This window comes from Paenibacillus sp. B-A-8 (assembly GCF_048572915.1).
Taxonomy (GTDB): domain Bacteria; phylum Bacillota; class Bacilli; order Paenibacillales; family Paenibacillaceae; genus Paenibacillus_AQ.
Window position 1 is genome coordinate 6841752 of record NZ_CP183882.1, and the last position, 10800, is coordinate 6852551.

The window sequence follows — 10800 nt, forward strand, 5'->3', positions numbered from 1 at the left end:
CTCACATGCACTAAGATTTGACAATGATAAGCTTAACATTGTATACCTTATGATACTTTAGGAGGTAATATAATGAGCAAGTACGACGAAGCCATGAAGCTCCTGGAAGAACAAGTGGGTAACAAGGATGGCCTGATCTCTCTGTCCACTATTGCGCTGGAACCAGGGACCGATGGCAAAAGCCGTCCCGCCGCCCGCATTGTGGACGCCTATTATGAGGACGGCGCGTTCTACACCGTCACCTACGCAACCTCAGGCAAGATGCAGCAGATCGCCCAAAACCCCGAAGTCGCCGTTTGTATCATCGTCGAAAACTTTACGGCCGATGGTATCGGTGAAAACCTGGGCTGGGTATGTGACGAGAAAAACGCTGAGATGATGACAAAGCTGCGCACAATATTCGCCGATTGGTATAACGAAGCCAATAACGACGAAGACCCTAACACATGCCTGCTGCGCATTCGCCTGACAAAGGGCCTGTGGAATGACGCCCATAAAGGGATCAGAAATGAGATTGATTTTGTCAATAAGACGGCAAGTTAAGTGGTCTATGTGGTTTCAATATTTTGAGGATATAAAAAGAGTTATGAGAAGGGCGAATGAAGTTTTGAAAGACTTGTACTGGAGAATGGAGATTTAGAAATGATCTATCGATAATGTACCTAAGCTTCTTAACTTGGAAGTTCGATATTTTGGACCTAGTCTATCGTCTACTTCGATCCTAAGATTTCTACAACTAACCAATGTAGAAACCAATGTAGATTCAACGATAGAGGGATTTCTGCTGAAAAGGGTCGGTCTCTCAAAAAGACTTTTCCTTACTTCTGACACGTTCCACTGCGATGGTTGAAGCGGCAAGTTTTAGAGCCGCCCAGTACTGGGCGGCTCTTTCTTATTCTTTTATGTTAAGCTGAACGATTAGCAAGGAAGACAGTGATATACTGGACAGCAATACAAAAATAATTTCCACGATTAACCAACATGCAAAACTTTATACGTGGAATACCCAATCGCAGAGTCTGCCGTCCCGGCATTTATGTACAACATAATCTGACCGCTGACGCTGTTGGATTCGCTCCCGCCATGATATCGCCAGAACCATCCCTTTGACTACCTACAAAATCTCTTTATTAAAATGTCCTCTTGTTTCTGTTTCCTGATTAAAGATTGCATTATTCATTGAGCCATTTAATTTACCTGACGCCATATTAATGACTTTCATAACCTGCTCTTTTGATTCAACTGTGAAGTTTAATCTGAGCGCCTCGATTCCTTTGATGTTTTGTAGCTCATCTAAAAGATTAAGCGTCTTCCCATTAAGGAGAGTCGTTGTACAATCCTCATGGGAAAGGATAGGGAATATTCCGTACTCATCTTTTAACTCATAGCTCTTCGTTTTGCACACTCTGCATTGATTCATTTTTCTCATCGGACAATATTTTGTAAACATCAAAGGAACCTTACCATATACAATCATTTCCAGTGCAGGATAGCCGTCATTTTCTTCATAATAGGCATTCATTAAATCTTCAATTTGGCTCTTATTCAATTCATAAGATAAAGTGACTCGTTTTGCACCTAATTTATATAATTCATAGCAACTAGTAGCATTAACAACATTTAGAGAATAGTCCGTAACAAACGGATTAGTTTCTCTGTAGTGATAAATTCCACCATATCCTCCGATCAGCAGCTGCCCTTCTTTTTCCTTATAATCATTCTGATTTCTTCTAACAACGTTTTTAAAATAGATTTCCTTAATTCCACAGCTCACGCAAGCATCGTACTGCTCCCTAGTCGTTACAGAGGCCGTAAGGTATGGTTTTTCAGAGGCAAAGCTTATTTTTTCTTTTGCTTTCAAAGCCTTGGTTCTTTTCTTTTGGCTGTTAAGCTTTAAGTCATATAAGCCCAGTACAATATCTCTTCTTGCTGCATTTAACAGTTTAGCTGGTATAAATGCATTGCATTCCTCAAAATCCACATGATTAAGTTCGAATATAGTATCATTTAATCTTGAAAATTGCTTTATTACCTGGTCTTTTGTTGTTGGATTATTAATGGCTTCGCCTAGTATTTCCTCGCTTTCATATGAATAATTAAAGCCTAAGCCCTCCGCATCTATGAAAAGCTTTGAATCTGGACATGCATATACTCTAATATCGAGGTTAAACCGCTTAAATTCTTTTTCCAGTGATGATTCTAATTCTTTGCTATAGAAATAATCCTTCGTTTTATATACTAAATCTCCCTTAGACACCTTTTCTTTGATTTTGATATAGCAGACATCATCTGCTTTGTTGATTAATTCGCCATCTTTATCGTACAGTTTTACAACAGTTAAATTAACATCTTCATTGTTGTGACTTATTCGGATGGTATCGTTTTGATTTAAAGAACGTGTAAGTGTTATTTCATACATGTCTTTAACAATCTTGCTAATTGTTCCAATTTCATAACCAAAGTTATTAGGTCTTAAGATGTTTGTAATATTCCTCTTATCTTCGCGAAATAAATATCCTTTAGTAAATGTTCGATTGAATGTTTTTTTCAAATTTTCTTTATCTTCTTCGGTTATTTTATTATCTAAGGCCATGCGATATTTGGATACAACATTAGCAACATACGTAGGCACTTTCATTCGACCTTCTATTTTTAAAGAATCGATTTCTTTTAAATCATTGATATAATCGATTGTGTTTAAGTCCTTAGTAGATAGAATATGGTTTTTCCCTAAAGATGTATCTGATGTCTTGTCCATTAGTTCATACTCCTTACGGCACGAACCAACACATCTTCCGCGATTTGCGCATCGATAGCCGATTAATCCTGACATTAGACAGTTTCCCGAATAAGATACACATAAAGCACCGTGAACGAAAATTTCTAAAGGTATTTCAGCTATTTTTTTGATCTCTTTTACTTTTTCAATCTCAACCTCACGGGACAGAACAACTCTTTTAGCACCAAGTTCTTTAAATAATAAAGTTCCGTCTAAATCGTCTATTCCCATTTGAGTTGAACAATGTGCTTCCATATCAAGAAAGTTTTTAACGATATAATCGAAAGCAGTCAGGTCCTGAACGATAATGCCATCAACACCGATTTCATTTAATTCGTGTATCTGCTCTTTCATCTCTTCAACTTCGTTTTCAAAAACGATGGTATTCATTGCAACATAGATTTTAACATTCCTCAGGTGCGCATACGCAACAGCCTCTTTTAACGATTCTAAATCAAAATTAGATGAGTATGCACGTGCACCAAATTTTTGCATTCCTAAGTATACTGCATCACAACCATTAGATATTGCAGCTTTTAAAGCTTCCATATTTCCTGCTGGAGCTAGTAATTCAGTCATTTTTTCCTCCTTATGACCCATAAGTTACACACTAGTTAAACTCAGCACCATTGATCATAAAATAAGACCTACACTTAAGCTACGGCAAATAGCACAAACCAATGGCTTGTGCTTTTGTTTCTAACGATCTTATTTGCCTGAGAGGCTTGCTTCATAATTATTTTTTATAATAATTCCTTCAGTACATTTTTAGCCACACGTACCTTCTCATCATTGGCCTCACGGAGCATGCCTACAATATCCTGAATATCACGCTCTGCTGCGGTAACCATGAACTCTTCACCCTGGTACGCAAACAACTGAATGATATTCACTTCAAGCAATTCTTCAATCTTATGTAAATTCAATAAAGAAACGTTCTTCTCCCCACGTTCAATCTCCCTATGTATGAAAAATGAAATCCGCCTTTCTCCCCTTCCTGCGACAAGCCCTGCTCTTTCCGAAGAGCACGAATCCGGGTTCTTACAAGCTTCAGTATTTTCTTATCCATCACGGTATTCACCTCTCCATGTCAAAAGTGTAGATAAGTTTCCTAAAATTTAGCTCATATCATGAGAAATCACCAGCAGTATAAGACTGCGTTCTTCCTTTGTCATTCTGCCCTCATTTCTATGATTCGTGCGTTATACATCTATGAGCATAAGACGGAGTTTGGCACAGAGATGTCATTAATTGATCTATTACTTCTGATACATACAGATTATAATCCTGGGCTTGAGATAGTGGTGTTTGTGGAATTATATCGTTCACGGGGAGGGGAAGGAGTTAGAGATGATAAGGGACGAGGATATAAAGAGAGTGATGAGACGGGCGGCTGAGGTTTTGGAGGAGTTGTGCTGGAGGATGGGGAAACCGTAATATGTGTCCAGGCCAAAAGCCCATAAGCAGATAAACGCCTTAGCGAAACGAACTTGGCAGGTGTCAAAACCCCAGTTGTTTTTAGACTGGTTTAACAGGGCTATCGGCGATTTACCCTGTTGAATTAACCGGCACATTATAATACCTCCCTAATCGCATCTCGTCAAGAAATAATGTGCGAATGAGCGACATAGCGAGGGATCCCCCTTATGTTTTCTTAATAGGAATGAATTTCCGAGTATGCAGAGTGATATCGCTTTTTTCAATTCATCCGGTGTCACGTAAAATATTCTTTAGATCAATGAGGAATAAGGAAAGGAGATTTGTATGAACAGCGTGGACAAAATCAGATTTTCACTCTTTTACGGCGAAGCGCCCGAGGCATCTTGTTACGGGTATATGGAACGAAATCGGGATGGCAATATAATCGCGCTCTACAATAGTTGCGGCGAGGAAATCGACATGTTTGGCGGACATAAATTTGTCAGGGTACAGGCGCTTGGCAAATTTGATGATGAAGACCGCGATAATTTTTACTCCTTGTTAGAAAGTGATGGTGTAGGATAATCTGCACGATAGACAGTTGAAGATTCAGTGTCAAGATACTTAATGAGCCTGTTCAAAAAGCCCATAAATGCGGAACTCATCGATTACATGGATCATGTAGACGACTCTATTGTTCTAGAGAAGCTTGCTCCCCTTTACAAAGATGGCGGTCGTCCGCCCATTGATCCCAGAGTCTGCTTTCGGATGCATTATCTGTACTTTACTCGTCCAGAAATTTCTTCGTTTCGAGAGCTGGAGAGACAACTTATTGGCGCAATTTTATTGGTGTTCCCAGCCCGACAAAAGTGCCGGTTCACAGCTCCCTGAGCCACTTTCGCTCAAAAGTTAGTGCCGAGTTGTTCTATGCCATTCTTTTCGACATCATCGCCCAAGCCTTGAAGCTAAAGGACTTTCTATCGCCCATGTTAACGGGCATCGATTCCAGGCCGATATGGGCCAACGTCAACGGATGCAAGCACAAACGCTGTTCTTACCCGGACCAGAGCACCTGCTCTTGCGAGAAAACGTATTCTGATCCCGATGCCACCATTGGCGTGCAGCGCAATAAAGTCAACCAAAACAAATTCTTTATCGGTTACCGTTAAACATTCTATCGTCTGTCCAAGCCCTAAAGGACCCGTTGTTCTATTCTCCATCGTTCTTCCTAACGAAACGGCCGATGTGAAGGTGATGCTGCCGCTCATCGACATGATGAAAAAAATCGAAGGGTTGCAGGTGGAGTATCTGGTAGCCGACTTGGGTTACTTCGACTCCGACGATCAGAAGGAATCCCTCCTGACCCACGATGTGGCAGCCGTCACTGGGTTCAAAACCAATACAAAGATTCCCGAACACTGTTCACCCAAAGGAACGCCGGAAGGTGAACAAGGACATGTCCTGATGTTCGACGGATTCGATAAAGAGGATTATACCGCCTGGTTCCCCGCAGCGGAGGAGAAATGTGCCGCCTGCCCGTTGCAAGGAAAATGCCAGAAGCAATGGGGCGATTCCTTTCTGGACAATCCGTTTTTCCACGGTCCCGTCCCACAAGGTAGCGCCCTGCAAGAACACATGATGGGCTTTCGCAAGCAAGTGGAGCTAGCGTTCGCCCAAGAATTCAACCCACTGACTTCGGTCATGAAGCACAAGAAGGTGACGGTTCGAACAACCGAGCGTGTGGAGAAGTGGTTCATCTTGCGGGATGCCTTCCGATTGGTGGAGCGGATGATAGCTCACGTTCGTCAGACCGTTCTTCCCGTACAGCATGTAGCCGCTATGAAGAAGCTACAAGAGATCCAAGTCGAGCAAATCTCACTGCCTTTGGCTGGGTAAAGAGGCATTACTACACATTGAAAATACAGTCCTCACGACCAAGGGAGAGGTCTGTCCAAAATAGGCTATCCTAGTGGGAGACTGTGCGTTGGAAGTAGCCACAAAAGATATTCCCCTTACATTTCCAAATTTGGAGTCTCCGTCTGCGGTTTAGAGTCATTCTTTCAAAATCATTTAGCCCTTTTGAACAAGCTCTTAATGGAACGCAATGAATATTCTCTGGAGGTGGAAGATGAACAAACGGGTTCAAGAGGCAAGCGGAATGAAGAGTGGGGCGATGTTAGCCGCCCTGCTCATCGGTGCATTTATTGCGTTTCTTAACGAAAATTTACTTACCAATACATTTCCTGGATTAATGCGTGAGTTCAACGTTGCTGCTTCAACTATACAATGGTTATCGACTGGTTATATGCTGATGATCGGCATACTGGTGCCGGTGACCGCATTGCTACAGCAATGGTTCACGACTCGCTGGATGTTTATGTCTGCGATGGCGTTATTTTTAGCAGGTACCTGCTTGTGTGCAGTATCCCCTGGATTCGAAGTCTTGCTGATAGGCAGGGTTGTTCAAGCTTGCGGGACAGGATTATTGATTCCGTTGATGATGAATACGATTCTTGCCCTCTATCCTCCGGAACGCAGGGGGGCTGCCATGGGTCTCATGGGGCTTGTCATCATGGCCGCCCCTGTCATCGGACCGGCTTTGTCGGGGTTGGTTATCGACAGCTTAAACTGGCGATGGCTGTTCTACATGGTGATTCCTCTCGTATTGTTTTCGATTATTTATGCATTCATTTACTTAAAGAATGTTACAGAAATAACCAAGCCAAAGGTCGATCTTTTATCCATTTTTTTGTCAACCGTCGGGTTTGGTTGTGTCACCTACGGTTTCAGCCAGGCGGGTGTCTGGGTTAGTCCTGGGAGTTACAGTTTGATTGCCACAGGCGTCCTCTTCTTGATCTTGCTTATTTGGCGGCAGCTCAAGATTAAAGATCCTTTGATTGATCTTTCCGTATTCCGGTATCCTGCCTTTTCTTTGGTAGCAGTATTAATAGTAGTGCTGATGATGGTTTTATTCGCCACCACAACATTGCTGCCGATCTATATGCAGGATGTGATGCAGTTGACAGCATTCGCGACAGGTTTACTTCTGATGCCAGGCTGCATTTTAAACGCAATGATGATGCCTGTGACGGGAAAATTATTCGATAAATTCGGGCCGAGATTCGTCATAATGCCCGGACTGCTCATGATCGCCCTATCGCTGTGGCTGTTTGCTGGTATCGACAGCGATACAACCCGAGGCTCCGTTCTGTTCAATCATGTCCTCTTATTCTTAGGCATATCGTTTGTCGTCATGCCAGCTCAGACGGCAGGAATGAATCAACTTCCGCGTCACCTGGTCCCCCACGGCACAGCCATCTACAATACGCTCCAGCAGATTGCTGGGGGAATTGGCATCGCTTTGTTCGTCGGCATCATGTCGTCCAGAGCTAATCGTTCTCTTCACCATTCGCTCAATCCCGCTGCGTTTCAAGATAAGACACAAAGTATCGTTGCTGGTCTGCAAACGGTTTTTAGGATTGAATTTATTCTCGCAATACTTGTTTTGGTACTGGGTTGGTTTATAAATGATCGTCTTTATGCCGATTTTTCTCAAAAGAAAGAAACCAAAAACTTATTGCCTTAGGGTCTCGTAATACTTATTTCGCCGTCATTTATGGAGACCTTGCTACCGAACGTATTAAGCATTCTAAGACGAAGGAATAATTTTATGAGGTGATGAGCTTATATGCAATTGGATATTTTTCTCTCTGTGCAGTAGTAATTTCAGACCTTGTGTAAAAACTGAAAGACTAGGTAGAACCTATAATCTTCATGCTGTAAATACAGGATCCTACAAGCTTTTCTTCAAAAAACTTGCCCCTATTTATGATACGGTTCCCCCCGATTTATCTTCACCGCGCGATAAATCTGCTCCACCAGCACCAGGCGCATGAGCTGATGGGGCAGCGTCATGCGCCCAAAGCTCATGCGCTGCTGCGCGCGGCGCATGACCTCATCGGAGAGCCCGTGGCTCCCTCCGATGACGAACACGACATGGCTCGTCCCGTAGGTGCCGAGCCGGTCAATTTCTGCGGCAAGCTCTTCCGAGCTCCATAGCTTGCCGTCAATCGCGAGCGCAATGACATGCGCCTCGCTCTTTATGTGCGCGAGGATGCGTTCGCCCTCGCGCGCCTTAACAATACCGACCTCTGCTTCGCTTAGAGAGTCGGGTGCTTTTTCATCTGCCACCTCAATCACCTGAAATTTCAGGTACGGTGTCAGCCGTTTAGCATACTCTGCAATGCCATTGATCAAGTACTTTTCCTTCAATTTTCCTACGCCAATAATTTGAATAAACATAAGTGCCTCCTGTCAAAATCCTCTATAGAAATAGCAAAAGGACGCGCAATAGGCCGTCCCTTGTAGTTTTAGCAAGTAGCTTCCTAATCTTTCGCATTCCTTAAATGTCCTATTTTTCAGACAATCCATCCCCTACTTACTCTCCTCCCGCTCCTCCATTGCAAAATCCGGCTTTTCCCCAGCTTCATAAGCACACAATATAGAATCCAGCAAACCTGGGAATCGTGCGCTCAGATCCTCCGTCCGTAGCGACAGTATGCGCTGGGTTCCTTGCACCCGCGTAAATACAACACCTGACTCGCGCAGCGTACGGGCATGGTGAGACATGGTGGATTTGGCGATCGGAACGTTGAAGCCGTTGCAAGCCTGTTCTCCATTTCTATGAATATCCGATACGATATGGAGGCGAATCGGATCGCTGAGCGCATACAATACGGAAGCAAGCTGAATGTCCTTGCGGTCCGGATGAAATAGTATTTTCATGGATGATTATCCCCTTTGTCCTACTTTTAATGCGAAAAAAATATTGGTGCTCCTAATTGCATTTTATATCAACGCATGCTATATTTCAATTGTTCGTAAGTAATCGAACTATTAAACAATAATAAAAGGAGTGCTTCGCACATGACTTCTGTAAATAACCTTTCCGCGAATGCGGATCATGAAGCCTCCGCTCCGGAAGCGACTCTTCCACGGGAAGGCCTGCTGACTCTTCTGTTCAGCATCGCTGTGGTTCTCGTCATCATGAATACAGCCATGTTCAATCTGGCACTGCCTGATGTAACTGAAGCCTTCGGCATTACAGCTGCATCCGCTTCTTGGATTGTTACCGGGTATTCCATTATGTTTTCGATTGCCTCAATCACGTACAGCCGGCTCTCTGATTTCTTGCCGATCCGCCGCCTGCTGGTGATAGGTCTGTTGACGCTGGGCTTTGCGGCTGTAGCCGGCTTCTTCAGCACCAACTTTATCTTTCTGCTTATCGTGCGCATTCTACAGGCGTCGGGCGCGGGCGCTGTAATGTCCTTATCTCTTGTTCTGTTTACACGTTATGTCCCGCAAGCCCGTCGCGGCAAAGCGATGGCGACGATTATGTCAGCCGTTTCACTCGGCCTAGGCCTTGGTCCGGTCGCGGGCGGAGCCATCGTCGAATATCTCGGCTGGATCTGGTTGTTCGCTGTAACGGCAGCTATTTTGCTTCTCGTGCCGTTGTTCCTTATCCTGCTGCCTAAAGAGGTGCCCACCCGAGGCTCCTTCGATGTGCTTGGTGGGCTGCTCTTGGGCGTCGGCACCACCGGTCTGCTGCTGTTCCTGACTAGTGGGCTGTGGGTGGCCTTGGTCGCTGGACTTCTTGCCATCGCTTTATTTGTTGGCCGCATCCGCAGCACGCCCGACCCATTTGTAATGCCCGCGCTTTTCCGTAACCGCTCATATCTCGTGCTGGCGGTGGTCGGAATCGCCTCCTATCTGTGCAGCTTCGCCACCTTGTTCCTGCTGCCACAGATTTTGACTCATCGCTTTGGCTTCAGTGCAAGTCATGCCGGGCTTGTGATCTTTCCAGGATCGCTGCTCGCAATCTTCGTTTCCCGTTCTGTCGGACGAATCATCGACCGTTATGGCAATGCGGGGATATTGCGCTTCGCTCCACTGCTTGTGCTGACTGCTACCGTCCTGTTCGCTGTTTTTGCGGGGCGATCCTGGATTGCCGTCATGCTCATCTATATGATTATGAGTCTTGCCTTCACTACATTGTCTAGTAGTGTATCCAATGAAATCTCACGGATTCTGCCTTCCTCACAAATCGGCTCCGGGATGGGACTGTTCCAGCTACTGCAATTCTTTAGCGGTGCCTTCAGCGTAGCTATGGCTGCAAGCGCACTGGAATGGCAGCGTGGGCTGCCGCTCCGGGCCGCCTACTCCAACATTTACTGGGGACTCTCTATTGCGGCGCTAATTGCCATCATCTCAGCCATTGTCTACCGCCGTAACAGCCGAGGTAGCTCCCTGACCAATATGGCGGACGCAGCAGATGCATAAGACTAATGAGCCCTCCAATATATTATTCTACGCAAAAACACCTTGCAGCCCATTTTGGGACTGCAAGGTGTTTTTTTATAAGTCTTAAAGGTCTCTTAGACCACCAAATATTCAGCGTTCTTCTCACATTGGGTGCACTTTGCCGGCGGGTCCCAGTCAGAGAATTCCGTTTCCTTCAAATCCACTACATCTGGTGCATCTTCATACTCGTCCACAAACAAATCAATAGCTAATTCCACATGTTCTTTACATACTACATACAT

General features: G+C 44.4%; 11 protein-coding genes. 5 read left to right on the forward strand and 6 right to left on the reverse strand.

Translation table 11 applies throughout. The features are described 5' to 3' along the window. Positions 1-72 precede the first annotated feature (72 nt). Positions 73-543, forward strand: a complete 471-nt coding sequence (locus ACN6MV_RS30850; protein WP_339288647.1) for a pyridoxamine 5'-phosphate oxidase family protein — start codon at positions 73-75, stop codon at positions 541-543. Positions 544-1114: 571 nt separating this feature from the next. Here the strand turns inward: ACN6MV_RS30850 and ACN6MV_RS30855 are convergent. Together ACN6MV_RS30855 and ACN6MV_RS30860 are read right to left on the reverse strand one after the other, a co-directional pair. Beyond that, entirely contained in the window at positions 1115-3358 is a 2244-nt protein-coding gene (locus tag ACN6MV_RS30855) for a DUF3656 domain-containing U32 family peptidase (protein ID WP_419885482.1), read from the reverse strand. 164 nt (positions 3359-3522) lie between these two features. Beyond that, the gene (locus ACN6MV_RS30860; RefSeq protein ID WP_331281350.1) at positions 3523-3705 is read right to left on the reverse strand and encodes a hypothetical protein; all 183 of its coding nucleotides are present in this window, start codon (positions 3703-3705) and stop codon (positions 3523-3525) included. An 838-nt stretch (positions 3706-4543) separates the two neighbouring features. On the opposite strand from ACN6MV_RS30860, the gene ACN6MV_RS30865 reads away from it, so the two are divergent. Next, the gene (locus tag ACN6MV_RS30865) at positions 4544-4783 is read left to right on the forward strand and encodes a hypothetical protein (RefSeq protein WP_419885483.1); all 240 of its coding nucleotides are present in this window, start codon (positions 4544-4546) and stop codon (positions 4781-4783) included. A 404-nt stretch (positions 4784-5187) separates the two neighbouring features. Here ACN6MV_RS30865 and ACN6MV_RS30870 read toward each other — a convergent pair whose 3' ends face one another. Further along, positions 5188-5418 carry a hypothetical protein gene (locus tag ACN6MV_RS30870; RefSeq protein WP_042131666.1) on the reverse strand — a complete coding sequence of 77 codons (231 nt, stop codon included), beginning with the start codon at positions 5416-5418 and terminating at the stop codon, positions 5188-5190. Between ACN6MV_RS30870 and ACN6MV_RS30875 the strand changes: the two genes are divergently transcribed. After that, complete coding sequence (locus ACN6MV_RS30875; protein ID WP_419885484.1) at positions 5312-6094, forward strand: transposase; 783 nt, start codon at positions 5312-5314, stop codon at positions 6092-6094. The two genes, ACN6MV_RS30870 and ACN6MV_RS30875, sit on opposite strands and share 107 nt — an antisense overlap. Positions 6095-6326: 232 nt before the next feature. Next, positions 6327-7784, forward strand: coding sequence for an MDR family MFS transporter (locus ACN6MV_RS30880; protein ID WP_042131668.1), 1458 nt, complete (start codon positions 6327-6329; stop codon positions 7782-7784). Between the two features lie 236 nt (positions 7785-8020). On the opposite strand, the gene rlmH is transcribed toward ACN6MV_RS30880, so the two are convergent. Both rlmH and ACN6MV_RS30890 read right to left on the reverse strand, forming a co-directional pair. Beyond that, positions 8021-8500 (reverse strand): 23S rRNA (pseudouridine(1915)-N(3))-methyltransferase RlmH, encoded by a 480-nt coding sequence (gene rlmH, locus ACN6MV_RS30885; RefSeq protein WP_419885485.1) that lies wholly within the window; start codon positions 8498-8500, stop codon positions 8021-8023. Positions 8501-8632: 132 nt separating this feature from the next. Next, a complete protein-coding gene (locus tag ACN6MV_RS30890) occupies positions 8633-8983 on the reverse strand; it encodes an ArsR/SmtB family transcription factor (protein ID WP_076120601.1) in 351 nt (116 codons plus the stop codon). 141 nt (positions 8984-9124) lie between these two features. On the opposite strand from ACN6MV_RS30890, the gene ACN6MV_RS30895 reads away from it, so the two are divergent. Then, the gene (locus ACN6MV_RS30895) at positions 9125-10537 is read left to right on the forward strand and encodes an MFS transporter (RefSeq protein WP_076120602.1); all 1413 of its coding nucleotides are present in this window, start codon (positions 9125-9127) and stop codon (positions 10535-10537) included. 95 nt (positions 10538-10632) lie between these two features. On the opposite strand, the gene ACN6MV_RS30900 is transcribed toward ACN6MV_RS30895, so the two are convergent. Continuing rightward, entirely contained in the window at positions 10633-10800 is a 168-nt protein-coding gene (locus tag ACN6MV_RS30900) for a CxxH/CxxC protein (protein ID WP_076120603.1), read from the reverse strand.

Excerpts from the sequence above, each read along its gene's own strand:
- ACN6MV_RS30900 (WP_076120603.1), bottom strand. The coding sequence starts at position 10,800 with ATGTATGTAGTATGTAAAGAACATGTGGAATTAGCTATTGATTTGTTT.
- rlmH (WP_419885485.1), bottom strand. The coding sequence starts at position 8,500 with ATGTTTATTCAAATTATTGGCGTAGGAAAATTGAAGGAAAAGTACTTG.
- ACN6MV_RS30870 (WP_042131666.1), bottom strand. The coding sequence starts at position 5,418 with ATGGAGAATAGAACAACGGGTCCTTTAGGGCTTGGACAGACGATAGAA.
- ACN6MV_RS30890 (WP_076120601.1), bottom strand. The coding sequence starts at position 8,983 with ATGAAAATACTATTTCATCCGGACCGCAAGGACATTCAGCTTGCTTCC.
- ACN6MV_RS30880 (WP_042131668.1), top strand. The coding sequence starts at position 6,327 with ATGAACAAACGGGTTCAAGAGGCAAGCGGAATGAAGAGTGGGGCGATG.
- ACN6MV_RS30865 (WP_419885483.1), top strand. The coding sequence starts at position 4,544 with ATGAACAGCGTGGACAAAATCAGATTTTCACTCTTTTACGGCGAAGCG.
- ACN6MV_RS30895 (WP_076120602.1), top strand. The coding sequence starts at position 9,125 with ATGACTTCTGTAAATAACCTTTCCGCGAATGCGGATCATGAAGCCTCC.
- ACN6MV_RS30855 (WP_419885482.1), bottom strand. The coding sequence starts at position 3,358 with ATGACTGAATTACTAGCTCCAGCAGGAAATATGGAAGCTTTAAAAGCT.
- ACN6MV_RS30850 (WP_339288647.1), top strand. The coding sequence starts at position 73 with ATGAGCAAGTACGACGAAGCCATGAAGCTCCTGGAAGAACAAGTGGGT.